This window comes from Gemmatimonadales bacterium (assembly GCA_035502185.1).
Lineage (GTDB): Bacteria > Gemmatimonadota > Gemmatimonadetes > Gemmatimonadales > JACORV01 > Fen-1245.
Genome location: DATJUT010000025.1, coordinates 26,595 through 52,839, shown reverse-complemented (window position 1 = coordinate 52,839; position 26,245 = coordinate 26,595). Strand labels below are relative to the sequence as shown.

28 protein-coding genes are annotated in these 26,245 nt (G+C 72.8%); all 28 read left to right on the top strand.

Going from position 1 to position 26,245, the window contains the following annotated elements; translation table 11 throughout:
- Window positions 1-914 (top strand): proton-conducting transporter membrane subunit (locus tag VMF70_03525; protein ID HTT67078.1); only part of this gene is annotated, 914 nt, incomplete at its 5' end.
- A 6-nt stretch (window positions 915-920) separates the two neighbouring features.
- Window positions 921-2,618, top strand: a complete 1,698-nt coding sequence (locus VMF70_03520; GenBank protein ID HTT67077.1) for an NADH-quinone oxidoreductase subunit M — start codon at window positions 921-923, stop codon at window positions 2,616-2,618.
- Window positions 2,619-2,620: 2 nt separating this feature from the next.
- A complete protein-coding gene (locus VMF70_03515) occupies window positions 2,621-4,144 on the top strand; it encodes an NADH-quinone oxidoreductase subunit N (GenBank protein ID HTT67076.1) in 1,524 nt (507 codons plus the stop codon).
- A gap of 38 nt (window positions 4,145-4,182) precedes the next feature.
- Window positions 4,183-5,565, top strand: coding sequence for a phosphomannomutase/phosphoglucomutase (locus tag VMF70_03510; GenBank protein ID HTT67075.1), 1,383 nt, complete (start codon window positions 4,183-4,185; stop codon window positions 5,563-5,565).
- The gene (locus VMF70_03505) at window positions 5,562-8,222 is read left to right on the top strand and encodes a UPF0182 family protein (GenBank protein HTT67074.1); all 2,661 of its coding nucleotides are present in this window, start codon (window positions 5,562-5,564) and stop codon (window positions 8,220-8,222) included. The genes VMF70_03510 and VMF70_03505 overlap by 4 nt, the downstream gene beginning before the upstream one ends.
- Before the next feature lie 46 nt (window positions 8,223-8,268).
- The gene (locus tag VMF70_03500) at window positions 8,269-9,213 is read left to right on the top strand and encodes a carbamate kinase (protein HTT67073.1); all 945 of its coding nucleotides are present in this window, start codon (window positions 8,269-8,271) and stop codon (window positions 9,211-9,213) included.
- Window positions 9,213-10,361, top strand: coding sequence for an ADP-forming succinate--CoA ligase subunit beta (gene sucC / locus VMF70_03495; GenBank protein ID HTT67072.1), 1,149 nt, complete (start codon window positions 9,213-9,215; stop codon window positions 10,359-10,361). Before VMF70_03500 ends, sucC begins: the two co-directional genes overlap by 1 nt.
- Window positions 10,358-11,227, top strand: a complete 870-nt coding sequence (sucD, locus tag VMF70_03490) for a succinate--CoA ligase subunit alpha (GenBank protein ID HTT67071.1) — start codon at window positions 10,358-10,360, stop codon at window positions 11,225-11,227. The genes sucC and sucD overlap by 4 nt, the downstream gene beginning before the upstream one ends.
- On the top strand, window positions 11,224-12,132 hold the full coding sequence (locus VMF70_03485) for a CBS domain-containing protein (protein ID HTT67070.1): 909 nt from the start codon (window positions 11,224-11,226) through the stop codon (window positions 12,130-12,132). Before sucD ends, VMF70_03485 begins: the two co-directional genes overlap by 4 nt.
- Window positions 12,133-12,139: 7 nt before the next feature.
- On the top strand, window positions 12,140-12,550 hold the full coding sequence (ndk, locus tag VMF70_03480; GenBank protein HTT67069.1) for a nucleoside-diphosphate kinase: 411 nt from the start codon (window positions 12,140-12,142) through the stop codon (window positions 12,548-12,550).
- Window positions 12,551-12,612: 62 nt separating this feature from the next.
- Window positions 12,613-13,116: a DUF177 domain-containing protein gene (locus tag VMF70_03475; GenBank protein ID HTT67068.1), complete on the top strand. Its 504-nt coding sequence runs from the start codon at window positions 12,613-12,615 to the stop codon at window positions 13,114-13,116.
- 3 nt (window positions 13,117-13,119) lie between these two features.
- Window positions 13,120-13,302 carry a 50S ribosomal protein L32 gene (gene rpmF / locus VMF70_03470; GenBank protein HTT67067.1) on the top strand — a complete coding sequence of 61 codons (183 nt, stop codon included), beginning with the start codon at window positions 13,120-13,122 and terminating at the stop codon, window positions 13,300-13,302.
- The gene (gene plsX, locus VMF70_03465; protein ID HTT67066.1) at window positions 13,299-14,303 is read left to right on the top strand and encodes a phosphate acyltransferase PlsX; all 1,005 of its coding nucleotides are present in this window, start codon (window positions 13,299-13,301) and stop codon (window positions 14,301-14,303) included. The genes rpmF and plsX overlap by 4 nt, the downstream gene beginning before the upstream one ends.
- The gene (locus VMF70_03460) at window positions 14,300-15,286 is read left to right on the top strand and encodes a beta-ketoacyl-ACP synthase III (protein ID HTT67065.1); all 987 of its coding nucleotides are present in this window, start codon (window positions 14,300-14,302) and stop codon (window positions 15,284-15,286) included. Before plsX ends, VMF70_03460 begins: the two co-directional genes overlap by 4 nt.
- Window positions 15,199-16,299, top strand: a complete 1,101-nt coding sequence (fabD, locus tag VMF70_03455; GenBank protein ID HTT67064.1) for an ACP S-malonyltransferase — start codon at window positions 15,199-15,201, stop codon at window positions 16,297-16,299. Before VMF70_03460 ends, fabD begins: the two co-directional genes overlap by 88 nt.
- Window positions 16,296-17,036 carry a 3-oxoacyl-[acyl-carrier-protein] reductase gene (gene fabG, locus VMF70_03450; protein ID HTT67063.1) on the top strand — a complete coding sequence of 247 codons (741 nt, stop codon included), beginning with the start codon at window positions 16,296-16,298 and terminating at the stop codon, window positions 17,034-17,036. Before fabD ends, fabG begins: the two co-directional genes overlap by 4 nt.
- A gap of 40 nt (window positions 17,037-17,076) precedes the next feature.
- On the top strand, window positions 17,077-17,319 hold the full coding sequence (locus VMF70_03445) for an acyl carrier protein (GenBank protein ID HTT67062.1): 243 nt from the start codon (window positions 17,077-17,079) through the stop codon (window positions 17,317-17,319).
- Complete coding sequence (gene fabF / locus VMF70_03440) at window positions 17,319-18,560, top strand: beta-ketoacyl-ACP synthase II (protein ID HTT67061.1); 1,242 nt, start codon at window positions 17,319-17,321, stop codon at window positions 18,558-18,560. Before VMF70_03445 ends, fabF begins: the two co-directional genes overlap by 1 nt.
- A gap of 13 nt (window positions 18,561-18,573) precedes the next feature.
- On the top strand, window positions 18,574-19,716 hold the full coding sequence (mqnE, locus tag VMF70_03435) for an aminofutalosine synthase MqnE (protein HTT67060.1): 1,143 nt from the start codon (window positions 18,574-18,576) through the stop codon (window positions 19,714-19,716).
- Window positions 19,716-20,537 (top strand): menaquinone biosynthesis protein, encoded by an 822-nt coding sequence (locus VMF70_03430; protein ID HTT67059.1) that lies wholly within the window; start codon window positions 19,716-19,718, stop codon window positions 20,535-20,537. The genes mqnE and VMF70_03430 overlap by 1 nt, the downstream gene beginning before the upstream one ends.
- A gap of 2 nt (window positions 20,538-20,539) precedes the next feature.
- On the top strand, window positions 20,540-21,568 hold the full coding sequence (gene mqnC, locus VMF70_03425; protein ID HTT67058.1) for a cyclic dehypoxanthinyl futalosine synthase: 1,029 nt from the start codon (window positions 20,540-20,542) through the stop codon (window positions 21,566-21,568).
- A complete protein-coding gene (locus tag VMF70_03420) occupies window positions 21,565-21,972 on the top strand; it encodes an AIR carboxylase family protein (GenBank protein ID HTT67057.1) in 408 nt (135 codons plus the stop codon). Before mqnC ends, VMF70_03420 begins: the two co-directional genes overlap by 4 nt.
- On the top strand, window positions 21,969-22,457 hold the full coding sequence (gene ispF, locus VMF70_03415; protein HTT67056.1) for a 2-C-methyl-D-erythritol 2,4-cyclodiphosphate synthase: 489 nt from the start codon (window positions 21,969-21,971) through the stop codon (window positions 22,455-22,457). Before VMF70_03420 ends, ispF begins: the two co-directional genes overlap by 4 nt.
- A gap of 53 nt (window positions 22,458-22,510) precedes the next feature.
- The gene (locus tag VMF70_03410; protein ID HTT67055.1) at window positions 22,511-23,071 is read left to right on the top strand and encodes a DedA family protein; all 561 of its coding nucleotides are present in this window, start codon (window positions 22,511-22,513) and stop codon (window positions 23,069-23,071) included.
- Complete coding sequence (gene xerD, locus VMF70_03405; GenBank protein ID HTT67054.1) at window positions 23,061-23,969, top strand: site-specific tyrosine recombinase XerD; 909 nt, start codon at window positions 23,061-23,063, stop codon at window positions 23,967-23,969. Before VMF70_03410 ends, xerD begins: the two co-directional genes overlap by 11 nt.
- Window positions 23,970-24,027: 58 nt before the next feature.
- Window positions 24,028-24,765: a hypothetical protein gene (locus tag VMF70_03400; GenBank protein HTT67053.1), complete on the top strand. Its 738-nt coding sequence runs from the start codon at window positions 24,028-24,030 to the stop codon at window positions 24,763-24,765.
- An 8-nt stretch (window positions 24,766-24,773) separates the two neighbouring features.
- Entirely contained in the window at window positions 24,774-25,364 is a 591-nt protein-coding gene (locus tag VMF70_03395; protein HTT67052.1) for an aminodeoxychorismate/anthranilate synthase component II, read from the top strand.
- 130 nt (window positions 25,365-25,494) lie between these two features.
- Window positions 25,495-26,244 (top strand): 3-deoxy-manno-octulosonate cytidylyltransferase, encoded by a 750-nt coding sequence (kdsB, locus tag VMF70_03390; GenBank protein ID HTT67051.1) that lies wholly within the window; start codon window positions 25,495-25,497, stop codon window positions 26,242-26,244.
- Window position 26,245 lies beyond the last annotated feature (1 nt).

Below are 26,245 nucleotides of genomic sequence, written 5' to 3'. Positions count from 1 at the left end.
TGCTGTTCCTGGGGGCGGGCAGCGTGATCCACGTGCTGCACCGCGCCTACCACCACACCCACCGCACAGCCGACGCCCAGGACATGCGCAACATGGGCGGGCTGATGGCGTACCTCCCGTGGACCTCGCGGGTGATGTGGGTGGCGACGCTGGCCATCGCGGGCATTCCCCCGCTGGCCGGCTTCTTCTCGAAGGACGAGATCCTCGGCGCAGCGTTCGCGCGCGGGGCGGCGGACCCGTTCTACCGGGTGGTGTGGGCGTTCGGGCTCGTGGCGGCCTTCCTCACCGCGTTCTACATGGCGCGGCTGATGCTGTACACGTTCCACGGCCCCAACCGAACCGGCGACCTGGAGCGGCCGCACCTGGCGGAGGCGCCGTGGGTCATGACCTGGCCGCTGGTGGTGCTGGCGGGGCTCACGGTCCTGGGGGGCGCGCTCAACCTGCCGCACGTCGGCACGCTGCACCGCTGGCTGGAGCCGGTCACCGAGCGGAGCGCGGCGCTGCTGCCGAACCTCGCGCCGGCCACCGGGGTCGAGATCGGGCTGATGGTGCTGGCGGCGCTCATCGGGGTCGGCGGCATCTGGCTCGCGACCCGGATCCTGAGACCCGAGGCCCTGGTGCCGCCCGAGCGCGCGCCCGCCGAGACCGGGTTCGCGAAGCTGCTGCTGGAGAAGTACCGCGTGGACGAGCTGTACGACACGGTCATCGTGCGGCCGCTGGTGTGGCTGGCGCGGGTGGTCCTGTGGAAGGGACTGGACGCCGGCATCATCGACACGGCGGGCGTGAACGGCTCGGCCGCCGTGGCCCGCGGCCTGGGCTGGCTCGGGAGCCGCCTGCAGACGGGGCAGGTGGGCACGTACGTCTTCTTCTTCGTGGTCGGAGCCGTCGCGCTGCTCGCGGCGCTGCTCCGCTAGGGCACCGTGATCGCGCTGCTGGCCTCGCTCCACTACGCCCGCTGGGCGCTCAGTGCCCTGCTGCTGATCCCCCTCGTGGGAGCGCTGGCGATCTGGCCGGCGCAGGCATCCGCCGCCAGGCGCATCGCGCTGTGGGTCGCGGTGGTCGAGTTCGTCGTCTCGCTGGGCCTGTGGTGGGCGTACGATCCGGCGATGACCGGGATGCAGGTGGGCGGCTGGCTGCCCTGGATCCCGGCGTGGGGCATCACCTACCGCGTCGGCATCGACGGCATCTCCCTGTTCATGGTACTGCTCACGACCTTCCTGATGCCGCTGGCGGTCCTGGGCAGCTGGTCGGGCATCACCCGGCGCGAGAAGGGCTACTACGCGCTGCTGCTGGTGCTGGAGACCGGGATGCTCGGCGTGTTCGTCGCCACCGACCTGTTCCTGTTCTACGTGTTCTGGGAGATGATGCTGATCCCGATGTACTTCATCATCGGGATCTGGGGCGGCAAGGGACGGCTGTACGCGAGCATCAAGTTCTTCATCTACACCTTCCTCGGCTCGCTGCTGATGCTGGTGGCGATCCTGGTGCTGTACTTCAACGCGGGGCGCTCGGCCGGCGGGCTGTACTCCTTCGCCTACGAGCACGTGCTGCGCTACGCGACGCTGCCGGTCTCGACCCAGTTCTGGCTGTTCGGGGCCTTCTTCCTGGCGTTCGCGATCAAGGTGCCGATGGTCCCGTTCCACACCTGGCTGCCCGACGCGCACGTCGAGGCGCCCACGGCGGGCTCGGTGATCCTGGCCGGGATCCTGCTCAAGATGGGGACGTACGGCTTCCTGCGGTTCGCGCTGCCGCTGTTCCCGGCCGTCGCCATGCAGCGGACCGTGAGCGCGATCGTGGTGACCCTGGCGGTGGTGGGCATCATCTACGGCGCCCTGGTGGCGATGGTGCAGCCCGACTTCAAGAAGCTGATCGCCTACTCGTCGGTGAGCCACCTCGGCTTCGTGGTCCTCGGCATCTGGGCGCTCACGGTCCAGAGCGTCCAGGGCGCGCTGATGGTCATGATCAACCACGGGATCTCGACCGGCGCGCTGTTCTTCCTGGTGGGCATGATCTACGAGCGCCGGCACAGCCGGCTGGTGGCCGACTTCGGCGGCATCGCCAGGGTGGTGCCCGCCTACGCGGCGGTGCTGACGCTGGTGAGCCTGTCGTCGATCGGGCTGCCGGGCACCAACGGCTTCGTGGGGGAGTTCCTGGTGCTGCTGGGGACGTTCCGCACCCATCCCGTCGCGGCCGCGATCGCCGCGACCGGCGTGATCTTCGCGGCGGCCTACCTGCTGTGGGCGCTGCAGCGCGTGATCTACTACAAGCTCGACAAGCCCGAGAACCGTGAGCTGACCGACCTCACCGGCCGGGAGTGGGGCGTGCTGGTGCCGCTGGTGGCCGTGATCCTGTGGCTCGGGCTCGCGCCCGGCCCGGTGCTGCGGCGCATGGAGCCGTCGGCGCGGCAGTTCATCGCGGCGGTGCACGGCCGCTCGGCGCCCGCGGTGGCCGAGGCGGCAGCCCGCGAATCCGTGCGGGCGGCGCACGCAACGACGGCGTCGCCGGACGCAGCCTCCTCCAGCGTGGTGGCACTGGCGGCACCGGCCGGGCTCGTGCGGGCGGCGCGCGCAGCGCCTTCGTCCCGCGACAGCGCCGCCACGGGCGCGAGGCTCCCGTAGCCATGCCGCTCGATCTGGATCGCGCCGCGGGCCTGTTGCAGGCCGCCCTCCCCGAGGTCGTGCTCACGGTCTGGGCGATGCTGCTGCTCCTCGACGCCGCCTGGCACCACCGGGAGCCGGGAGCCCAGCGGCGGTCCGGGATGCTGGCCCTAGCCGGCCTCGCGCTCGCCGCGGCCGCCACGGTGTGGCTGTGGGCCTCGGGTGCCCGCGTCGTGGGACTCCCCACCAGCCTGGCGCTCGATCCGTTCCGCTACGCGGTGGACCTCATCGTCCTGCTCGCGGCCGCCCTGGCGATCCTGCTGTCGGTCGACTACCTCGAGCGCGAGGGGATCCGGATCCCCGAGTACCACGTGCTGATCCTGTTCGCGACCGTGGGGATGATGCTGCTCGCCGGCGGCGAGGACCTGTTCGTGCTTTTCCTCGGCCTCGAGCTGATGTCCATCTCGGTATACGTCCTCTCCGGGATCGACCGCCGCAGCCCGGTCGGCGGGGAGGCGGCGCTGAAGTACTTCCTGCTCGGGGCGTTCGCCTCCGCGTTCCTGCTGTATGGCATCGCGCTGCTGTACGGGGCCACCGGCACGACCAAGCTGTACCTGATCGCGGCTCAGATCGGGCCGCTGCAGCTCGAGCACCACCCGATGCTGCTCGCCGGCCTCGCGCTGCTGCTGGTGGGCTTCGGCTTCAAGGTGGCCGCCGTGCCGTTCCACATGTGGACGCCCGACGTGTACGACGGCGCGCCCACGCCGGTGACCGCCTTCATGTCCACGGCGGTGAAGGCCGCGGCGTTCGCCGCCCTGGTGCGGATCCTGCTCCAGGCGTTTGCCGGCGTGCACCCGGCCTGGGAGCAGGCGCTGTGGTGGCTGGCCGCGGTCACGATGGTGGTGGGGAATCTGATCGCGCTGGCCCAGCGCTCGGTCAAGCGGATGCTGGCGTACTCCAGCATCGCGCACGCCGGGTACCTGCTGACCGCGCTGGTGGCCTGCTCGACCGCGGGGGCCGCGGCGTTCCTGTTCTACCTGCTGTTCTACACGCTGATGACCGTGGGCGCCTTCGCGATCCTCGCCCTCAAGGGCCGCGCCGGCGAGCGCGACGTGCTGATCGACGACCTGGCCGGGCTGGCGGAGTCGCATCCCTGGCTCGCCTTCGGGATGGCGGTGTGCATGCTCTCCCTGCTCGGGTTCCCGGGCACCGCGGGCTTCATCGGCAAGTGGTACATCCTGGTCACCGCCACCGGCGGCGGCTACGGCGTCCTGGCGGCGATCCTGGTGCTGACCAGCGTCGTGTCGGCGGGGTACTACCTGCCGGTGGTGATGGCGATGTACATGAAGCCGCGGAGCCACGACCTGGCGCACGCCGGCGTGCTCGTGCCGCGGCTGGTCGGCGTCACGCTGACCGTGATGGTGGTGGCGCTGCTCGTGTTCGGGTTCTGGCCCAATGCGGCGCTCGCCGCCGCACGCGCCGGCTCGCACGCGTTCCTGCCGGCCGGGGTCCCGACCATCTCGGCACCCGTCCCGGTCGGCAACTAGGGAGGCCGGCCGCGCCGGCGGCCGGAGACCGCACCTCGATGCGCATCGATCCCGTGATCTTCCGCCAGTACGACATCCGGGGCACCGTCGGCGCCGACCTCACGCCCGACGTCGCCCGCGCGGTGGGCGCCGCCGCCGGGTCGGAGGCGCGGGAACGGCTCGGCCGCCCCGCGACCGTGGCGGTCGGCCGCGACAACCGTCCCAGCGGCGCGGAGCTGCTGGCGGCGCTCACCGGGGGCCTGGTGGCCACCGGCACCAAGGTGCTCGACGTCGGCCCGGTGCCGACGCCGGCCCTGTACTTCGCGATCCACCACCTCCAGGCCGACGGCGGGGTCCAGGTCACCGGCTCGCACAACCCGCCGGAGATGAACGGCTTCAAGTTGGTCCTCGGCGGCCTGCCGTTCGCCGGCGACGACATCCAGACGCTGCGCGAGCGCATCGAGCGGGATCGCTTCGCCACGGGCAAGGGCACGCGTGCCGCCCACGACGTGCTGGAGGCGTACCGCCGGGAGATCGTCACGCGCATCGGGGCGCTCGCGCGGCCGCTCCACGTGGTGGTGGACTGCGGCAACGGCGTGCCCGGCCTGACCTACCCGGATGCGCTCGAGGCGCTCGGTGCGCGGGTGGACCGCCTGTATTGCGAATCGGACGGCCGCTTCCCGCACCACCACCCGGATCCGACCGTCCTCGCCAACCTGCGCGACCTCCAGGCACGGGTGGCCGCCGCGCACGCCGATGCCGGCATCGCGTTCGACGGGGACGGGGACCGCATCGGCGCGGTGGACGAGGGTGGCACGGTCCTGTTCGGCGACCAGATCCTCGCGCTGCTGGGGATCGACCTCGTGCAGCGACTCGGCAAGGGCCGCGAGGTGATCTTCGACGTGAAGTGCTCCGACGCGCTGGTCGAGGCCCTCGAGAGCGCCGGCGCCAAGCCGACGATGTGGATGACGGGCCACTCCTTCATCAAGAAGAAGATGAAGGAGAGCGGCGCCGTCTTGGCCGGCGAGATGAGTGGCCACATGTTCTTCGGCTTGCCCGACTACCTCGGCTTCGACGACGCCCTGTACGCCGCCGCGCGGCTGCTCAAGATCCTCGCCGGCCAGCCCCGGCCGCTCTCGGCCCTGCGCGCCGCCCTGCCGCAGTACGTCTCGACGCCGGAGATCCGCGTGGAGTGCGCGGAGGAGCGGAAGCCGGCGATCGTCGCGGCGGCCGCCCGCTACTTCGGCCAGCGCTATCCGACGGTCACGATCGACGGTGTGCGCTGGCGCACCGGCGAGGGGTGGGGGCTGATCCGGGCGTCGAACACGCAGCCCCTCCTGGTGCTGCGGTTCGAGGCCCGCACCGAGCCGTCCCTGGCCGCCATCCGGCGCGAGGCGGACCAGGTGCTGCGCGCCGAGGGGGTCGGCGGCCTCGGGTCATGAGCCGCCGGCGGGTGGTACTGTACGCCGTCGCGGCCGTGCTGCTCCTGCTGTTCGGCGGCCGCTGGGTCGCCATCCGCTTCACCGAGGCCTCGTGGTACGCAGATCTCGGCCTGGGCCGCCTGTACCGCTTCCGCCTGGTCCACGACACCCTGTGGCAGGTGGCCGTGGCGGCCGCCGCCACGGCGTGGTACGCCCTGCAGACGCTCGCGGTCTACCGCTCCATCGGCGCGGTCCACCTGCCGCGCCGCGTCGGCAACCTCGAGATCGCCGAGGCCGTGCCGCAGCGGGTGCTGCGCTGGATCGCCATCGCACTCGCCGTGCTGCTCGGCCTCGTCACGGCCGCCACCTTCACGGATCTGCCCGACCTGATCACGCTGTACCGCGCCGCGGTCCCGCTGGGATTCGTGGAGCCGGTCCTGGGCCGCGACGCGTCCTTCTACCTCGCCAAGCTCCCGCTGCTCGAGGCCTTGCACCTGGCGGCGCTGCTGCTGGTGGTGTTCGGGGCCTTCGTGGCCACGGCGCTCTATGCGATGACCGGCAGCATCACGGTCGCGGGGCGGCGGCTCCGGATGACCCCGCACGCCCGCGGGCATCTGCTGGCGCTGGCAGCCCTGCTCGCGCTGGTGGTGGCCTGGGGATTCCAGCTCGACGCCTACGGCATCGTCGCCGGCGGCGGGAGCGCGGACGGGGCCCTGGACGTCGCCGATCGGGCGATCCGGGTCCCGGCCGCCACGGCCCTCGCCGCCCTGGCGCTGGTGGTGTCGGCGGGCACGGCCGCGATGATGCGCTGGAGCCGCCCGGGCTTCCTGGTCGGGATGTGGGCCGCGCTCGCGATCGGCGCCCTGGTCGGACGATACGCCGCGCCCTACCTCTCCGACGCCTGGCGCGGGCAGCCGGACCCGGCCGTCGCGCTCGGCCTCGCGCAGTACGCCGATCGGTACTCGCGGGCCGGGCTCGGCATCCTGACCGGCGTGCGGGACGAGCCCGGGCCCTCGGCATCCGCGGTGCCCGCCGAGAGCCTGGAGGCCCTGCGCCGGGGCCTCGAAGGGCTGTCGCCCTGGGACGGCGAGCCGGGGCTCCTCGATGCCGCGCTCGAGGCGGCGGCGGGAGATTCCTCGCGCAAGGACGCCTGGAGCACGACCCTCGACCGCTACGCCGGTCGGGGCACGCCGCCGGTGCTGGTGGCGCTGGCCGTCCCCGAGACGGACGTGCTGGCGCTGCGGCGCGCCGGCCGGCCGGCGGACTGGGCGACGCTGCATCGCGGCGCGCTCACCTGGGCGGGGGACCCGGTGGCGCTCGCCGCCGCCGCGCCGCCCGACGGCCAGCTGCGCTACTTCGAGGAGCTGAGTCCGCCGGGCCCGGCGCTCGTCTCGCCCACGCCGGTGGACCGGGGGGCGGGCCGCATCCGCTTCCTCGCCCACGGGGCGGAGCCCGCCGTGGTCGGGCCCGACGAGCCGGCGGCCCCGGGCTCGCCGGCCGGCCTGCGGCTGAGCGGGCAGCTGCGCCGGCTGCTTCTGGCCTGGGCGCTGCAGGCGCCGCCGCTGCTGGACCGGCGCACGAGCATGGCGGACCGCCTGCTCATCTGGCGCGACGTCCCCGACCGGCTGGCGCGGCTGTACCCGTTCACGACCTTCGACCCGCCGCGCGCGGTGCTCGCGGGCGGCCGGCTGTTCTGGCTCGCGGACGGGTACCTCGCATCGGCCCGCTTCCCGCTGGCGGACCACGTGGTCTGGAACGGAGACGAGGTCAACTTCCTGTGCGCGCCCTACGTCGCGGTCGTGGACGCGGTGAGCGGGGCTACCCGGCTGTTCCTGCGGCCCCCGGACTCGCCGTTCGCGGCTCGACTCGCGGCCGGCGCGGGCGCCACCCCCTTGCCGAGCGACAGCCTCGACCCCGACCTGCGCCAGCACCTTGGCTACCCCGAGGGACTGTTCGTGGCGCAGGCCCAGATGCTCGCCCGGCACCGCGGGGACACGGGCGGCGCGGCGCGCCCCTGGATCCTGGCGCCGCCGGCGGCCTCCGCGCCCAAGGGAGCGGAGCCCGCGGTGCCGCGGCCTACGCTCGCGCTGCTGGCCCTGGCCGCCGAGCCGCCGCGATTGTGGCGGATGCTGCCGTTCGCCGACGGCTCGGGCAACGCCCTGGTCGGGATCCTGGCGGGGGCGGCGCGCCCGGACGGCGGCCTGGCGCTGCGGCTGCTGCGGCTCCCGGCCGACCGGTTCCCCACGCCCGCCGCGGCCCAGAGCCGGATGTCGCTCCCGCCGGGGATGGTGGGCGCCGCGGCGGAGGCGGCCGGCTCCGCGGGCGCCGTGCGGCGCGGCCAGCCGCTCCTGCTTCCCGCGGCGGGAACCGTCGCCTACGCGCAGTTTCTGTTCGCCGCATCCGGGGCGAACGCACCGCTGATGCCCCGCTCGCTCACGGTGCTCGCGGCCGGCCGCGTCGGCACCGGCGACGACGCACCGAGCGCCGTGCGGGCGCTCGGTGCCGCCAGGGAGGGGCCCGCCGCCGACGCTCGCGCCAGCACCGCGATCGCCGAGGCGCGGGCGGCGTTCCTGGCACTCGATACCGCCGCGCACCGCGAGGACTGGGTGCGGTTCGGCCGCGCCTGGCAGGCACTGCGCCGGGCGCTGGGCATCGACACCACGCCGCGGCGGCCTTGAAGACCGTGCGCGCCGTCCCTAGGTTCGGCTCCCTGCCGGAGGCCTCGTGACGGGACAGACGCTCGTCGTCGCCCTGGGCGGCAACGCGCTGGCGCCGCCGGGCGAGCGCGCCACCATCGCCAACCAGTTCCGCCACACGCGCGAGAGCCTCGCCCCCATCGTGGACCTGGCGCGCGAGGGGTGGCGGATCGCGGTGGTGCACGGCAACGGCCCCCAGGTCGGCGATTCGCTGGCGAGGAACGAGCTGGCCGCCCACGACGTCGAGCCCCTGCCGCTCGGCGTGCTGGTCGCCGAGACCGCGGGCTGGATCGGCTACATGATCCAGCAGTCGCTGCAGAACGCCCTGGAGCGGGCGGGGATCGCGCGCGAGGTGGTCACGGTCATCACCCAGACCCTGGTCGCCCGCGACGATCCGACGCTCGCGGCGCCGGTGAAGCCGATCGGCCACGCCCTGTCGCCCGAGCGCCGCGCGCGCCTGGTGGCGCAGGACATTCCCGTGGCGGCGGACCCGCTCGGCCGGTGGCGGCGGCTCGCGGCGAGCCCGATCCCCATCGGTGTCGTGGAGGCGCCCGTCGTCCGGCGGCTGGTCGAGCAGGGCACGATCGTCGTCGCCGCGGGGGGCGGCGGGCCGCCGGTGTATCGCGATCCGGTGCTGCGGACCGAGGGCGTGGACGCGGTGGTCGACAAGGACCGCACGGCCGCCATCCTGGCGCGGGAGCTCGGAGCGGACTTGCTGCTCATTCTCACCGACATCGACGCGGTCTACCGGGACTACGGCACGCCGCGTGCAGCACCGATACGCCGCATCACGGCCGCCGAAGCGGAAAGACTGCAGGCGGCCGGGCAATTCGGGGCGGGGAGCATGCGCCCCAAGGTCGAGGCCGCCGTCGCCTTCGCCCGCACGGGCGGCCGGGCGATCATTGCGGAGCTGAGCCAGGGACTGGCCGCGATCCGCGGCGAAACGGGTACCACCATCCTGCTCGAGGACTGATGAACATACACGAGTACCAGGCCCGTGAATTGCTGGCGCGCGCGGGGATCGCCGTGCCGCCGGGCATCGTGGCCACGACCGCGGCGGAGGCCAAGCGCGCGATGGAGCGGCTGGGTGTCCCGAAAGTCGTCGTCAAGGCCCAGGTGCACGCGGGCGGCCGCGGGAAGGCCGGCGGGGTGAAGCTCGCCGCGACGCCCGAGCAGGCCGAGCGCTTCGCGTCCCAGATCCTGGGGATGAAGATCAAGGGCCTGACGGTCACCAAGGTGCTGGTGGTGCCGGCGACCGACATCGCCAGCGAGGCCTACGTGGGCGTGATCGTGGACCGCGTGACGCATTCGCCCGTGTTCATGGTGAGCCCGGCCGGCGGCATCGACATCGAAGAAGTCGCGGCCAAGACGCCCGAGAAGATCTTCAAGACCACCGTGGACGCGCGCTACGGGCTGCTGCCGCACCAGGCCATGGCCCTCGCGTTCCGGCTCTACCGCGACCTGGGGCAGGTGCGCCAGGCGGCGGACATCCTCCAGAAGCTGTACCGCGCGTTCGTGGACGCGGGCGCCTCGCTGGCGGAGATCAACCCGCTGGTGGTGACGCCGAAGGGCGAGGTGGTGGCGCTCGACGCCAAGATCGCGGTGGACGACAACGAGCTGGAGCGGCGGCCGGCGATCGAGGCGCTGCGCGACGTCGCCGCGGAGAACCCGATGGAGGTCCAGGCCCGCGAGGCGAACCTCACCTACATCAAGCTCGACGGCAACGTGGGCTGCTGCGTGAACGGCGCCGGCCTCGCGATGGCGACGATGGACCTGGTGAAGTACTACGGCGGCGACCCGGCCAACTTCCTGGACATCGGCGGCTCGTCGAACCCGGAGAAGGTCGTGACCGCGCTCAAGATCATCACGGCGGACGCCAACGTGAAGGCGATCCTGTTCAATATCTTCGGCGGCATCACCCGCTGCGACGACGTGGCCAACGGCATCGTGGCGGCGACCAAGCAGTTCAAGGTGGACCGCCCGCTGGTGATCCGCCTGACGGGCACCAACGAGGCGGAAGCGGTGAAGATCCTCGAGGGCGTCGGGATGCGGGCCCTCACCGACATGGACGCCGCGGTGGAGCAGGCGGTGAAGCTGGCCAAGGGAGGGGCGGCGGCGTGAGCATCTTCGTCGACAAGAGCACCCGGCTGCTGGTGCAGGGCATCACGGGCCGCGACGGCTCGTTCCACACCCGGCAGATGATCGCGTACGGGACCCCGGTCGTGGCGGGCGTGACGCCCGGCAAGGGCGGGCAGAAGTTCGAGGAGCGGGTCCCGATCTTCGACACCGTCGCCGAGGCCGTGGCGGCCACCGGCGCCAATACGTCGGTGATCTACGTGCCGGCCCGCTTCGCCGCCGACGCCGTGTTCGAGGCGGCCGACGCCGGCGTCAAGCTGGTGGTGTGCATCAGCGAAGGCGTGCCGGTTCTCGACATGACGCGGGTCTGGCCGTTCCTGGCCGAGCGCGGCGTGCGGCTGATCGGGCCCAACTGCCCGGGCATCATCTCGCCGGGCGCCGCCAAGGTGGGCATCATCCCGGGGAACATCTGCGCCAGCGGCCCGGTGGGCGTCGTGTCCCGCTCCGGGACCCTGACCTACGAGGTGGTCTTCCAGCTCACCCGCGCCGGCCTCGGCCAGACCACCTGCGTGGGCATCGGCGGCGACCCGATCATCGGCACCAACTTCATCGACTGCCTCGACGCGTTCGAGGCGGACCCCGCGACCCGGGCCGTCGTGATGATCGGCGAGATCGGGGGCACCGACGAGCAGAGCGCCGCCGAGTTCGTGAAGCAGAAGATGAAGAAGCCGGTGGTGGGGTTCATCGCCGGCCAGACCGCGCCGCCGGGCCGCCGGATGGGGCACGCCGGCGCCATCATCTCGGGCAGCTCGGGCACGGCCACCGAGAAGATCGCGGCGTTCGAGCGGGCCGGCATCGCGGTGATGAAGCGGCCCGCCGACGTGGTGTCGCTGGTGAAGCCGAAGCTGTGAGGCTCGCCGATCTCCTCGACCGGCGGCGGGTGGTGGTGCCGCTGGAATCCCGGAGCGTGCGCGAGGCCACGACCCAGCTGGCGCGGGCGCTGGCCAGCGCCGGCGCCGTCGCCGACGAGGCGCGGCTGGGCGAGATCCTCCAGAGCGAGTGGCCGGAGGACGTGGTGATGGTCGGCGGCCGCGCCTTCCTGCCGCACTTCCGCACCGACGCCGCGGCGGAGCTGGCCCTGGCGATCGGCGTCGCCCCGCAGCCGATCTGCCGCTCCAACGATCCCAACCGCTGCGCCAGGGTCGTGGTGCTCATCGTGGCCCCCACCCGGGATGCGTCGGAGTACCTGCGGGCGATGAGCGCGGTCGCCCGCGCCCTCGCCTCCGACGAGGTGCTGGCCGGCCTCCACGCGGCCCGCTCCCCGGACGACGTGCTCGCGCTCGCCGGCTTGCGCGAGACGCCCGTGCCCGCCGACGTGACGGTGCGGGACCTCATGACGATGAGCGTGACGACGGTGGGCCCCGACACCACCCTCAACGAGGCGGCCCGCGTGATGCTGGGCCGCGGGGTCCGGGCGCTCCCCGTCACCGGGGACAACGGGGAAGTGCTCGGCCTCCTGACCGACGGGCACCTGCTCAAGCACCTCCTGCCTCAGACCGTGCAGCAGCTGTCCACCGGCCAGATGAAGGCCGTCAAGCGGCGCACCACGCGCGCCTCGCCCACCTCGCCGCGCGACCTGCCGGTGCGCGAGGCGATGGACCGCACCGTCCTGTGCCTGGCGGAAGACCAGACCATCGCGGACGTGGCCGCGCTGATGCTCGCCAAGGACGTCGACCGCTTTCCCGTCACGCGCGATGGAGCCCTGGTCGGCTTCCTGACGCGCGGCGACATCGTCCGCAAACTCCTGGGGTACTGACCAGCCGATGCTCACCCTCGCGATCATCAAGCCCGACGCCATGGCCTCGGGCAAGGCGGGGAAGGTCCTCGCCCACCTGGAAGCCGCCGGCTTCCGGATCCGCGCCGCGCGCCTGGTGCGCCTCGCCGTGCCGCAGGCCGAGTCGTTCTACGCCGTCCACCGCGAGCGGCCGTTCTTCCGGCCGCTCGTCACGTTCATGACCTCGGGGCCGTGCCTGCCGCTCGCCCTCGAGCGCGACGATGCCGTGGCGAAGCTCCGCGAGGTGATCGGCGCCACCGACCCCAGGGAGGCCGCGGCGGGCACGGTCCGCGCGCTCTACGCCGAATCCAAGGAGCGCAACGCGATCCACGCCTCCGACAGCCCCGAGAACGCCGCCCGCGAGGTGGCCTTCTTCTTCTCCGACTTGGACTTGGGGTGAGGCCTCGCGCTGGTCTGCCGCATCGTTGACCCAAGTCTGACAAGGAGTTAGCTTCACCGGCCATGTTGCGTATCGACCTCGCGGCGGTGCGCGAGGGCCCGGTCGCCGTCGCCGACCGGATCGCCCCGGACGACCCGCTCGTGGCGGCCACCGGCCTGGCGCTCGCAACCCCCCTCGCCGTGGCCGGCCGGCTCAGCAGCGCCGGTGAGGGCAGGTTCTACTTGCAGGCGTCGATCGAGACCGTGGTCAGGGCGGAGTGCCGCCGCTGCCTGACGCCCGTGGACGTCCCGATATCAGAATCGCTCGGCCTGGTGTTCGTGACCGAGGAAGACGCCGCCGACGAAGACGACTGCTACCTCGTGCCCCGGCGCTCGGCCGTCCTGGACCTCTCCGAGGCCGTGCGGGAGGAGTTGCTGCTGGCCGCCCCGCAGTTCGTCGAGTGCCGCGAGGACTGTCGCGGCTTGTGCAAGCGCTGCGGCGCCGATCTGAACGCCGGCCCGTGCGGCTGCAGCACCGAGATGGACCCGCGGTGGGAAGCGCTCACGAAGTTACCTCGAGGGGAATGAAGCATGGCTGTCCCGAAGCGAAGGACATCGAAGTCCAAGAAGCGGATGCGCCGTACGCACTTCAAGGCCCAGGCCCCGACGCTCTCTCCTTGCCCGAAGTGCGGCGAGATGCGCATCCCGCACCGCGTGTGCCCCAACTGCGGCTACTACAAGGGCGAGAGGCGGATCGAGATCGAGGACGAGTGATCCGGATCGCCATCGACGCGATGGGGGGCGACCACGCCCCGGCCGTGCCGGTCGCCGGGGCCGCCCTCGCCCTCGGCGAGCTGCCGGACGACGTCACGGTCCAGCTCGTGGGCCAGCAGCGGCTCGTGGAGCGGGAGCTGGAGCGGCACGCGGTGGACCGCGACCGCCTCCAGGTCATCGACGCTCCCGAGACCATCGCGATGGGCGAGAAACCACTTCACGCGATCAAGTCCAAGCGTAATTCCTCCATCGTGTTAGGCATTGGCCTGCAGAAGACCGCCCAGTCCGATGCCTTCATCAGCGCCGGCAATACCGGCGCGGTGATGGCGGGTTCGACCCTGATCCTCGGCCTGTACGACGGGTTTGGGCGGCCCGCCATCGGGACCACGTTCCCCACCAGCCGGCAGTCGGTCCTGGTGCTGGACGCCGGGGCGAACGTGGACTGCACGGCCGCGGAGCTGGTGGGCTTCGCGCACTTGGGCGTGCTGTACGCGCGGGACGTCATGGGCCGCACGAACCCGGCGGTGGGACTGCTCAACATCGGCGAGGAGGAGGAGAAGGGCAGCGCGGCCGCCAAGGAGGCGTACGGGCTCCTCCGGGCGAGCGGCCTGCCGTTCATCGGGAACGTGGAGGGCCGGCACATCCTGCTCGGCCGCTCGGAGCAGGGCGACTTCGACGTGGTGGTGTGCGATGGTTTCGTGGGCAACGTGCTGCTCAAGTTCTACGAATCGCTGGGGCGCCTGTTCCACGCGCTCGCGGAGCGCGAGCTGGGCGCCGAGGCGGTGGCGGGGGAGGCGATGTCGCGGATCTGGCGCGCACTGGACTACTCGGAGTACGGCGGGGCCCCGCTGCTCGGCGTGCGGGGCGTCTCGATCATCTGCCACGGCCGCTCCACGGCCAACGCCATCCGCCACGCCATCCGCCTGGCGGTGGACGCCGCGCAGCACCAGCTCGTGCAGCACATGGCCCGCGAGTTCGCCGTGACCGGACCGGCGACGTGAACCGACCCGAATTCGCCTTCGCCGGCCTGGGCTCCTACGTGCCGCCCAAGGTGCTGACCAACGCCGACTTCGAGCGGATGCTCGAGACCTCGGACACCTGGATCCGCGAGCGCACCGGGATCCGGGAGCGCCACATCGCGGGTCCGGACGACACCACCGCGGGGATGGCGCAGAAGGCGAGCCTGAAGGCCCTGGAGGAGGCCGGCCTGGGCCCGCTCGACGTGGACCTGCTGGTGGCGGCGACGGCGACGCCCGACCGCCTGCTGCCCTCGACGGCGTGCGACGTCCAGGCGCTGCTGGGCGCCCGGAACGCCACGGCGTTCGACGTCGGCGCGGCGTGCCCCGGGTGGATCTACGCGCTGGTGGTGGCCGAATCGATGCTGATCGCGGGGCGCGCCCAGCGGGCGCTGGTGATCGGCACCGAGAAGCTGAGCGCGATCACGGACTACACCGACCGCTCCACGGCGGTGCTGTTCGGCGACGCGGCCGGGGCCGTGGTGCTGACCCGGGGCGACGGCTCGCGCGGCATCCTCTCGACCTATCTGATGAGCGACGGGACGCTGGGCGACCTGCTGCACCGTCCGGGCGGCGGGGCGCTCCACCCACCCGACGAGGCGCTGCTCAAGGACCGGAGCTACTACCTCAAGATGGCCGGCCGCGAGGTGTTCAAGGCGGCGGTGCGCGCGATGGCGGACGCGGCCAGCAAGGCGCTGGAGCGCGCCGGCGTCACCGGCGCCCAGGTGGACCTGCTGGTGCCGCACCAGGCGAACATCCGGATCATCGAGGCCACCGCGAGCCATGCCGGCATCCCGATGGAGCGCGTGTACGTGAACGTGGACCGCTACGGCAACACCAGCTCGGCGTCCATCCCCCTGGCGCTGGACGAGGCCCGGCGGTGCGGGCGGCTCCAGCCGGGGATGATCACGCTGCTGGTGACGTTCGGAGCGGGCTTCACCTGGGGCGCGGTGGTCCTGAAGTGGTGAAGGCGCCGGGCGCGCGTTCACCTGCGTCGGAGGCCTCTGTCGCGCCGCCCACTCGGTCTAGCCCCGGGCCGAGGGCCGCCGCGGCCCTGCTCTGTCCGGGGCAAGGCTCGCAGCGCGTCGGGATGTCGAAGGACCTCGCGGACGCGTTCCCCGAGGCGCGGTCGGCGCTGGAGGCGGTGGACGAGGCGCTGGGCTTCCGGCTCTCGGCCGTGATGTGGGAGGGCCCGGAGGACCTGCTGACCCGCACCGACCATGCGCAGCCCGCGATCCTGGCGCACACGGCGGCGGTGTGGGCCGTGGCCGGGCCGAAGCTGGCAGGTCGGGTGGCCGGCGCGGCGGGACACTCCCTGGGCGAGTACAGCGCCTACGTCGCGGCGGGCGCGGTGGGCGTGGCGGACGCGGCGCGCCTGGTGCGGCGGCGCGGCGAGCTGATGCACGAGGCCGGGACGGCGCGGCCGGGCACGATGGCCGCGGTGATGGGCCTGGCGCCCGACCGCGTGGCGGCCGCGTGCCGCGAGGCGAGCGGCGCGGGCGGCGTCGCGGTGGCCGCGAACCTCAACGCCCCCGATCAGGTCGTGATCTCGGGCGATCCGGCGGCGGTGGCGCGGGCCGGCGAGCTGCTCAAGGCGGCCGGTGCGAAGCGGGTGATCCCGCTCAAGGTGAGCGGCGCGTTCCACTCGCCGCTGATGGAGCCGGCCGCCGCGCGTTTCGGCGCGGCGCTGGCGGCGGCGCCGCTCGTCGACCCGGCCTTCGCGGTGGTGGCGAACGCGAGCGCCGAGCCGGTCCGGGACGCCGGCACCGCGCGGCGGCGCCTGGCCGAGCAGCTCACGAGCCCGGTGCGGTGGGTGGAGTCGGTGCAGGCGCTGGGGGCCCTGGCGGGCGAGGGCGCGACGTTCGTGGAGCTGGGCCCCGGCGCGGTGCTCACCGGCCTGGCGAAGCGGATCCTGGCGGGCTGTCGGACGCTCAACCTCGGCACCGCGGCCGAAGTGGCGGCGTTCCTGGAGGCGGCGTGAATTTCGGGATCGACGACAAGGTCGCCATGGTGACGGGCGCGGGCCGCGGCATCGGCCGGGCGATCGCGACGGAGCTGGCCTGCGGGATGGGCGCGCACGTGGCGGTCCTGGACCGCGACTACGAGCACGCGCTGGAGGTGGCCGCCGAGATCACCTGCGGTGCGAAGGGGTTCCGGGTGGACGTGGTCGACACCGCGGCGATCGAGGCCTGCGTCGCGGAGGTGGAGCGGGACCTCGGGCCGATCGAGGTCCTGGTCAACAACGCGGGCGTGACGCGCGACAACCTGCTGGCCCGCCTGTCGGACGAGCAGTGGGACACGGTGATGGACGTGAACCTGAAGGGCGCGTACCGGACGATGAAGGCGGTCGCCCGCGGGATGATGAAGCGCCGGTCGGGCCGGATCATCAACGTGGCGAGCGTGGTCGGGCTGGTGGGGAACAAGGGGCAGGCGAACTACGCGGCCTCGAAGGCGGGGCTGATCGGGCTCACCAAGGCCGCGGCGAAGGAGCTGGCGTCCCGGAACATCCGGGTGAACGCGGTCGCCCCCGGGTTCATCGAGACGGACATGACGGCGGGCCTGTCGGCCGAGGCGCGCGGCGCGCTGAGCGCGCAGATCGCGCTGGGACGGCTCGGCGCGCCGCAGGACGTGGCCTCCGCGGTGGCCTTCCTCGCATCGGATGCCGCGTCGTACATTACGGGCCAGGTGATCGTGGTTGACGGCGGGATGGTGATGTAGCGCATTCACCCTTTGGGGGGACGCAACTCTCATGGCCGACATGGCGAATCTCGAAGCGCGAGTGAAGGACATCATTGCCGAGGAGCTGGGTGTCGAGCGGGAGAAGCTCACCAGCGAGGCGAGCTTCATGGAGGATCTCGGCGCCGACAGCCTCGACACCGTGGAGCTCGTGATGGCCTTCGAGAAGGAGTTCGACCTCGACATCCCGGACGAAGAGGCGGAGAAGCTCCGCACCGTCGGGGACGCGCTGAACTACCTGCACCAGCGGATGGGCGCGAAGTAGTGGAGCGTCGGGTCGTCGTCACCGGCCTGGGGCTGGTGACGCCCGTGGGCAACACCGTCGAAGCCACCTGGAGCGCGCTGGTCGCCGGCAAGTCCGGGGCGGCGCGCATTCAGCGTTTCGACCCCTCGGCGCTGGACGTCACGTTCGGCTGCGAGGTGAAGGGGTTCGACCCGCTGGCCTGGATGGAGCGCAAGGAAGCCAAGCGGTGCGACCTGTTCGCGCAGTACGCGATCGCCGCGACCGCCCAGGCCGTGGAGCAGGCGGGGCTAGCGGGCGGCTTCCCGGCCTCCGACCGGACCGGGGTGATCATCGGCAGCGGGATCGGCGGCATCGCGACCTTCGAGGAGCAGTGCCGCACCTTCATCGAGAAGGGCCCGGGGCGGGTGTCGGCGTTCTTCGTGCCGATGTTCATCCCCGACATGGCGTCCGGCCTGGTGGCGATGCGCTACGGCCTGACCGGGCCGAACTTCTGCACGGTGTCGGCCTGCGCCTCCTCGGCACACGCGATCGGCGAGGCGTACCGCACCATCCAGCGCGGCGACGCCGACGCGATGATCGCCGGCGGCGCGGAGGCGGCCATCACGCCCCTGGCGATCGCGGGGTTCGCCAACATGAAGGCGCTGTCGCCGCGCAACGACGACCCCAAGCACGCGTCGCGCCCGTTCGACGCCACCCGCGACGGCTTCGTGCTCGGCGACGGGTCGGGCGTCGTGGTGCTGGAGAGCCTGGAGCACGCCACGGCCCGGGGCGCGGCGATCCTCGCCGAAGTCGCCGGCTTCGGAATGAGCGCCGACGCGTACCACATGACGCAGCCCGCGCCGGAAGGGCGGGGGGCCCAGCAGGCGATGCGGGCGGCGCTCGCCGACGGGTGCGTCCCGGTGGAGCGGATCGGCTACGTCAACGCGCACGGCACGTCCACGCCGGCCGGCGACACGGCCGAGACGCAGGCGGTCAAGGCGGTGTTCGGCGCGGCCGCGAAGCAGCTGATCTTCGGCTCCACCAAGTCCATGACCGGCCACCTGCTCGGCGCGGCCGGCGGCCTGGAGTTCGCCATCTGCACCCTGGTGATCCAGCGCGGGGTGATCCCGCCGACGATCAACTACGTCACCCCCGACCCCGAGTGCGACCTGGATTGCGCGCCGAACCGCGCGATCGAGCGCCGGGTGGACGTGGCCATGTCCAACTCGTTCGGGTTCGGCGGCCACAACGTGACCCTGGTGGCCAAGCGGTTCGCCGCGTAGCGGCGGGCGAGCGATGACCTCCGCGCTGAGCGAACTCCCCGCGCTCGCGGGGCTGGGCGGACCGGTCCGCGCCGTGGCCGACAAGCTCGCCGCCGGCGAGCGACTCGATGCCGACGACGCCGTCGCCCTGTTCGAGAGCCGGGATCTCGTGGCCGTGGGCGCGCTCGCCGACGCCGCGAACCGCGCCCGGAACGGTCGGCGGGTGTTCTTCTCCGCCAACCAGCACATCAACCCCACCAACGTCTGCGTGCTGCGCAACACCTGCGTGTTCTGCTCCTTCGCCCGCACGCCGAAGGAGGAGGGCGCGTACACGCGGACCCTGGAGGAGGTGCTGGCGGAGGCGTCGCGCGCCAAGAGCGCGCCGACCCGCGAGTTCCACATCGTGGGCGGGCTGCACCCCAAGCTCGCTCTGAGCTACTACACCGACATCATCCGCGCCCTGCGCGAGGCGTACCCGGGCGTGCACGTCAAGGCGCTGACCGCGGTGGAGATCGCGCACCTGGCCCGCATCGAGCGGTGCTCGTTCCGCGAGGTGCTGGTCCAGCTCCAGGCGGCCGGACTCACCAGCCTGCCGGGGGGCGGCGCCGAGGTGTTCGGCCGGGCGGTGCGGATGACCATCGCCGACCGCAAGCTGGCGGGAGAGGACTGGCTGGAGGTGCACCGCCAGGCGCACGCGCTCGGCATCCCCTCCAACTGCACGATGCTCTACGGCCACGTCGAGACGCTGCGCGACCGCGCCGAGCACCTGCTGATCCTCCGCGGCCTGCAGGACGAGACCGGCGGCTTCCTCACCTACATCCCGCTCGCCTACCACCCGGACCACAACGCGCTGGGCGAGGAGATGGGCTGGCAGGGCCGGCCGACGATGGGCATCGACGACCTGATGAACGTCGCGGTGGGCCGCCTGGTGCTCGACAACGTCCCCCACGTGAAGACTCACTGGCCGATGGTCTCGCCGTTCGTGTCCCAGGTGGCGCTCGACTTCGGCTGCGACGACGTCGAGGGCACGGTGGTCTACGAGCGCGTCTACCACGAGGCGGGCGCGCGCACGCCGATGGAGCTGGCCTACGACGACCTGGTCGCGCTGATCCAGGGCGCCGGCAAGGTGCCGGTGGAGCGCGACTCGCTCTACCGCGCCGTCCGGACGTTCGACTGATGCGCCTGGGCCGGATCGGCTACGTGAACTGCTACCCGGTCTACGGGGCGATGGACCGCGGCGTGGTCGCGCCGCCGGCCACGCTGGTGACCGGCACGCCCGCCGAGCTGAACGACCGGCTGGCCGACGGCCGCCTCGACGTCAGCGTGATCTCGGCGGTGGCCTACGCGCAGCGGGCCGACGCGTACGAGCTGTTGCCCGACCTCGCCATCAGCTCCGACGGGCCGGTGCGGAGCGTGCTGCTGTTCAGCCGCCGGGCGCCGGAGCGGCTGGGCGGCGCGCGGGTGCTGGTCTCGACCGCGTCCCGGACCTCGGTGCAGCTCCTCGAGCTGCTGGCCCGCGACCGCTGGGGCGTGAGCTTCGCCGCCGAAGGCGCGCCGGCCGAGCGCGCCGACCTGGCGCGGCTGCGGGACATCGAGCACGACGCGGTGCTGGTGATCGGCGACGGCGCCCTGCTGCTGGGCGCGGCGGGCGCCTACCCTCACGTGGTCGACCTGGGGGAGGCCTGGAAGGACTGGACCGGCCTGCCGTTCGTCTTCGCCGTGTGGGCCGCGCGGCGGGCAGTGGACCGCGCCGCGGTCCGCGACGTGCACCGGGCGCTGCTGGCCAGCCGCAAGTGGGGGCTCGCGCACCTGGACGAGCTGGCCGCCGCGGCCGCCTCCGCCACCGGCGTCGAGGCGGGCCGCTGCCGCGAGTACCTCGGCGGCCTCGACTACGGCCTCTCGTACCGGCACCTGGCGGGCCTGTCCGACTTCCTGGGCCGCCTGGCCGCGCGCGGCGTCGTGCCGGACGGCACGCTGTCGTTCCTGGGAGCCGCGTAGCCGTGTCCGAGGCCGCCGAGCTGCTCGAGCTGTACGAGCGCGCGCCGCTGCTCGAGCTGGCCGCACTCGCGGACGGGGAGCGGCGGCGGCGCCACCCGGACGGCGTGGTCACCTACATCGTGGACCGCAACGTCAACTACACCAACGTGTGCGTGGCCGACTGCAAGTTCTGCGCGTTCTACCGCCGGCCGAAGCACGCGGAGGGGTACGTGCTCTCCTTCGAGGAGATCGGCCGCAAGATCGAGGAGGCGAAGGCCATCGGCGCGGTGCAGATCCTGATGCAGGGCGGGCACAATCCCTACATCCCGTTCCAGTGGTACCTGGATCTCCTGCGCTACATCAAGGAGCACCATCCGATCCACGTCCACGGCTTCTCGCCCTCCGAAGTGCAGTTCTTCGCCCGCCGCTTCCGGATGACCGTGGACCAGGTGGTCGAGGCGCTGCAGGGCGCCGGCCTGGACTCGATCCCCGGCGGGGGCGGCGAGATCCTGGTGGACCGGGTCCGCAAGCTGGTGGCCGGCAAGAAGGCGCTGACCGACGAGTGGCTGGAGGTGATGGACTCGGCGCACCGTCACGGGATGCGCACGACCAGCACGATGATGTACGGCATCGGCGAGACCGGCGCCGAGCGCATCGAGCACCTGATGCGCCTCAGGGCGCAGCAGGCGAGGACCGGCGGCTTCACGGCCTTCATCTGCTGGCCGCTGCAGCCCGAGCACAGCGAGATGGCGGGCACCCCGCGCACCGACGCGGTGACCTACCTGCGCACCCTGGCCATCGCGCGGCTGGCCCTCGACAACTTCGACAACCTCCAGGTCTCCTGGGTGACGATGGGGATGAAGATCGGCCAGATCGCGCTGCGCTTCGGCGCCAACGACTTCGGCTCGCTGATGATGGAGGAGAGCGTGGTGTCGGCCGCCGGGACCACCTTCCGCACCACCGCCGAGGAGATGGAGTACCTGATCCGCGGCGCGGGCTTCTCGCCCGTCCGCCGCCGCCAGGACTACAGCCCGGTCCAGGAGGCCGCGTGAGTCCGGCCGCGAAGCCGGTCCTCATCCTCGTGGGCTCGGAGTCGGACCGGCCGAAGATCGAGCCGGCCTTCAAGGTCCTCGACGAGGCGAAGGTCGGCTGGGAGTTCGTGGTCTCCTCCGCCCACCGCGACCCCGAGAAGACGGCCGCCCTGGTGAAGGGCGCCCGGGCCGCGGGCTACCGCGTCCTGATCTGCGGCGCCGGCCTGGCGGCCGCGCTGCCCGGCTTCGCCGCCTCCCAGACCGATCTGCCCGTCGTGGGCGTGCCGTTCGACGTGGGCCCGCTCCGGGGCCAGGACGCCCTGTACGCCATGGTGCAGTTGCCGAGCGGCGTCCCGGTCGGGACCGTCGGCATCGACAACGCGAAGAACGCCGCCCACCTCGCTCTCCGGATCCTGCGCGCATGAACACACGTGTCGGCATCGGCTACGACTCGCACCGCTTCGCCGCCGGCCGCCCGTTCCGGCTCGGCGGCATCACGGTGCCCCACACCCACGGCCTGGCGGGCCACTCCGACGGCGACGCGGCGCTCCACGCGCTCATCGACGCCCTGCTCGGCGCGGCCGCCCTCGGCGACATCGGCCAGCACTTCCCCGACGACGACCCCCAGTGGCGCGGCGCGGACTCCGCGCGGCTCCTCAAGAGCGTGGTCGAGAAGCTCAAGGCCGCCGGCCTCACCGTCGGCCAGGCCGACGTCACCATCATCGCCGAGCGGCCCAAGATCGGCCACCTGATCGGCCCGATGCGCGCCGCGACGGCCAAGGCCCTGGGCCTCGACCAGTCCGCCGTGAGCATCAAAGCCAAGACCAACGAGGGGATGGGCTGGCTGGGCCGCGGCGAGGGCGTCGCCGCGGTGGCGGTGGCCACCGTGCTCCAGGCGGCGAGCGGCTGATCGACCACCTCGTCCTGTGGCTCGCCGGCCTGCCGCCCTCGGGCGTCTACGGCGTGATCGCGCTCCTGGCCGCGCTCGAGAACATCTTCCCCCCGGTGCCCGCCGATTCGGTCGTGGCCCTGGGGGCTTTTCTCGCGGGCGAGGGCGCGGACGTCACGATGGTCGGCGTCTTCCTCGCCACCTGGATCCCCAACGTCGCCACGGCGATCGGCATGTACTGGGTCGCCCGCACCGTCGGCCGCCGGTTCGTGGACTCCCCCACCGGCCGGCGGCTGCTGTCGCCGGCGGCGATGCGGGTGATCGCGCGCGCCTACCGCCGGCACCACGTCTGGGGGATCTTCGTGAGCCGGTTCCTGCCGGGCTACCGCGCGGTCGTGCCGCCGTTCGCCGGCATCGCCGGCCTCGACGCCTGGCGGGCCCTGGCGCCCGTCGTGGTGGCCTCCGGCCTCTGGTACGGCTTCCTGGTCTGGCTCGCCCACCACGTCGGCAGCAACTGGGACGCGCTCCAGCGGGCTCTCGGCCGGCTGGGCTGGGCGTTCGCGGCCGTCGCCCTCGCCGTCACGTCGGTCCTCGCCGTCCTGCTCTGGCGGCGGCGGCAATCCCATGCCCGCTGACGATCCGGCGGCCGCATTCCGGCTGGAGTCGTTCAGGGACCACCTGACGCTCGAGCGCGGCGCGTCCCGCAACACCGTGGCGGCGTACGGCCGTGACCTCCAGCACCTCGTCCAGTTTCTCGGGTCCCGCGGAACCCAGGTGCCCGAGCGCGCCACCACCCCCCAGCTGCGCGACTTCATCTTCCACTTGAAGGACCTCGGCCTCGCCGCGACCAGCATCCGCCGGCACGTCTCGGCGGTCCGTACCTACTACCGGTTCCTGGTGGCCGAGGGCCACGTGGTGCGCGACCCGACGGAGCGGCTGGCGACCCCCAAGAAGTGGCGCGCCCTCCCGACCGTGCTCTCGGTGGCCGAAGTCGAGCGTCTCCTGGCGGCGCCGCACGCGGACGATCCGCTGGCCTGGCGGGACCGCGCGCTGCTCGAGTTCGCCTACGCGACCGGCGCCCGGGTGTCCGAGCTGGTGGGCATCGGCCTCGGCGACGTGCTGTTCGACGAGGGACTGGCCCGCCTGTTCGGCAAGGGCAGCAAGGAGCGCCTGGTGCCGGTGGGCCGCCGCGCGCTGGGGGCCGTGGCGCTGTGGGCGCGCGAGATCCGGCCCCGGCTGGAGAAGGGCGGGGGACGCGGGCGGCTGTTCCTCAACGCCCGCGGCACGCCCCTCTCGCGGGTCGGCGCCTGGGGGATCATCCGGAAGGCGGCCCGGGCGGCCGGCCTCACGAAGCGGGTCACGCCGCACACCCTGCGGCACACTTTCGCCACGCACCTGCTCGAAGGTGGTGCCGATCTTCGCGCGGTCCAGGAGATGTTGGGGCACGCGGACCTGAGCACCACGCAGCTTTACACGCGGGTGGATCGGGAGTATCTCCGGAGTGTTCATCGCACGTATCACCCGCGGGCCTGAGCGCACGGCTCGCGGCCATCGGTTTCCAGGGCAGTCACACCGTCGATCGGAGAGACGCATGAACCGTCACGTCGCACTTCTCGGCACCGGTCTCCTGCTGGCCGCGGCCGGGCAGGCTCACGCGCAGGCCATCCAGCTGCGCTTCACGCCGACCGTGGGCCAGGTGACCCGCTATCGGATGACCAGTCGCACGTGGACCTCGGCCGACACCAGCGGCGCCGCGGCCATGCAGGCCACGATGTACCAGACCCAGACCGTGCTGCCGATGGACGGGCCCAACTACGTGGTGAGGACCACGTTCGACTCCACCGTGCTGGGCGGAGCCGGCGCCGGGCGCCCCGACATGATGCGCGGCATGGCCGTGACCGTGCACCAGGATCCGCAGGGCCACGTGGTGTCGCGCGAAATCACGCCCCCGCCGGGCCTGCCGGCCTTCGTCGCCAACATGATGACCAAGGGCAATACGAGCAACGGACCCAACAGCCGGACCTGGCCCGAGGGCTCGATCAGCCCCGGCTACACCTGGACCGACTCGATGCCGATGACGGTCGGCTCGGGCCGCAATGCCCGGCAGGTGATGTGTCATCTCACCTGGAAGTTCGATCGCGTGGACCACGAGGGCGGCGCCCGGGTGGCCGTCGTCACCACCACCGCCAGCTCGGCCGCCGGCGAGGCGTGCTCGGGCGGCGGCGAGACGCGGTTCGATGTGGACGCCAGCCGCCTCGTGCGCAGCACGATGGACATGACCGTCAGCGGGCAGACCCACGTGAACACGCTGATGGAAACGCTCCCGTAGCCGGGGCGATGATCTTCGTCCTCGACAACTACGACTCGTTCACCTACAACCTCGCCCAGTACCTCGGCGAGCTGGGCGCGGAGCCGCGGGTCGAGCGCAACGACGCCCTCACCGCGCAGGACGTGCTGGCCGCCGGGCCCCGGGGGGTGGTCATCTCCCCCGGGCCCGGCGTGCCGGAGCGCGCGGGGATCTCGGTGAGCCTGGTGCGGGCGGCGGCCGACGCGGGGCTGCCGCTGCTCGGGGTCTGCCTGGGCCACCAGGCCATCGCCGTCGCGTTCGGCGGCCGGGTGGCCCGTGCGACGCGGCTGATGCACGGCAAGTCCTCCCCCGTGCGCCACGACGGCACCGGCGTGCTGGCCGGCGTTCCCTCGCCGTTCGAGGCGATGCGCTACCACTCGCTCGTGGTCGAGCCGGCGGCGCTGCCGGAGGACCTCGTGGCCACCGCCTGGTCGGCGGACCGGGACGACGACCCGGAGCTGATGGCGCTCCGCCACCGCGAGCTGCCGATTCACGGGGTCCAGTTCCACCCCGAGTCCATCGGGACGGCGGTGGGCAAGGGCATCCTGCGCAACTTCCTGGACGGCTGCCGAACCCCCTAGCGCAGCGCCGGCGGAACGCTTAAATTGCAGCCCCCCACCAAGATCGTAAGTAAGCTCCCCACAATGCTTTGACAGTTGTCGCGCTCCCTGTTAGGTTGCGGTGTGATTCTTGCACGCACGCCCCGCTTCCGTGCACGGCGCTAGGGTCCTGGGAGTCGTTCCGGCCCGGCTCGGCGCGGAGCGGCTCCCGGGCAAGCCCCTGCGGCTGCTCGCCGGCAAGCCGCTGATCGAGTGGGTGGTGCGCAACGCGCAGGAGTCGGGTGCGCTCGACACCGTGGTGGTCGCGACCGAGGCGCGGGAGGTGGTGGCCGCGGTCGAGCGGGCGGGATTCCGGGCGGTGATGACCCGGGAGACGCACGCCTCGGGCACGTCGCGCGTGGCCGAGGTGGCGGCGCTGGTGGAGTTCGCCCCGTACCAGGTGATCGTGAACGTGCAGGGCGACGAGCCGTTCCTGCCCCGCGAGGCGATCCGGGGCGCGGTGGCGGAAGTGGAGCGGGGCGCGGACGTGGGGACCGCGGCGGTGCCGGTGGACGCGCGCGCCGCGGCGTCGCCGAACGTGGTCAAGGTGGTCGTCGGTGAGGACGGGCGGGCGCTGTACTTCTCCCGGAGCCTGATCCCGCACCCGCGGGACACCGGGGCGGCGGCGCAGTACTGGCAGCACCTGGGCGTGTACGCGTTCCGGCCCGCGGCGTTGGCGCGCTGGGTCGGTCTGCCGCCCACCGGCCCGGAGCAGGCCGAGAAGCTGGAGCAGCTGCGGCCGCTGGGCCACGGCATGACCATCGGGGTGGCGCGGCTGGCGGAGCCGGCGCTGCCCGGGATCGACACCGAGGACGACTTGCGGCGCGCGGAGGCCCACCTGAGCGCCAGAGGAGGTCCGTAGC

Excerpts from the sequence above, each read along its gene's own strand:
- VMF70_03515 (HTT67076.1), top strand. The coding sequence starts at position 2,621 with ATGCCGCTCGATCTGGATCGCGCCGCGGGCCTGTTGCAGGCCGCCCTC.
- VMF70_03510 (HTT67075.1), top strand. The coding sequence starts at position 4,183 with ATGCGCATCGATCCCGTGATCTTCCGCCAGTACGACATCCGGGGCACC.
- VMF70_03505 (HTT67074.1), top strand. The coding sequence starts at position 5,562 with ATGAGCCGCCGGCGGGTGGTACTGTACGCCGTCGCGGCCGTGCTGCTC.
- sucC (HTT67072.1), top strand. The coding sequence starts at position 9,213 with ATGAACATACACGAGTACCAGGCCCGTGAATTGCTGGCGCGCGCGGGG.
- ndk (HTT67069.1), top strand. The coding sequence starts at position 12,140 with ATGCTCACCCTCGCGATCATCAAGCCCGACGCCATGGCCTCGGGCAAG.
- VMF70_03475 (HTT67068.1), top strand. The coding sequence starts at position 12,613 with ATGTTGCGTATCGACCTCGCGGCGGTGCGCGAGGGCCCGGTCGCCGTC.
- rpmF (HTT67067.1), top strand. The coding sequence starts at position 13,120 with ATGGCTGTCCCGAAGCGAAGGACATCGAAGTCCAAGAAGCGGATGCGC.
- VMF70_03445 (HTT67062.1), top strand. The coding sequence starts at position 17,077 with ATGGCGAATCTCGAAGCGCGAGTGAAGGACATCATTGCCGAGGAGCTG.
- mqnE (HTT67060.1), top strand. The coding sequence starts at position 18,574 with ATGACCTCCGCGCTGAGCGAACTCCCCGCGCTCGCGGGGCTGGGCGGA.
- VMF70_03430 (HTT67059.1), top strand. The coding sequence starts at position 19,716 with ATGCGCCTGGGCCGGATCGGCTACGTGAACTGCTACCCGGTCTACGGG.
- ispF (HTT67056.1), top strand. The coding sequence starts at position 21,969 with ATGAACACACGTGTCGGCATCGGCTACGACTCGCACCGCTTCGCCGCC.
- xerD (HTT67054.1), top strand. The coding sequence starts at position 23,061 with ATGCCCGCTGACGATCCGGCGGCCGCATTCCGGCTGGAGTCGTTCAGG.
- VMF70_03400 (HTT67053.1), top strand. The coding sequence starts at position 24,028 with ATGAACCGTCACGTCGCACTTCTCGGCACCGGTCTCCTGCTGGCCGCG.
- VMF70_03395 (HTT67052.1), top strand. The coding sequence starts at position 24,774 with ATGATCTTCGTCCTCGACAACTACGACTCGTTCACCTACAACCTCGCC.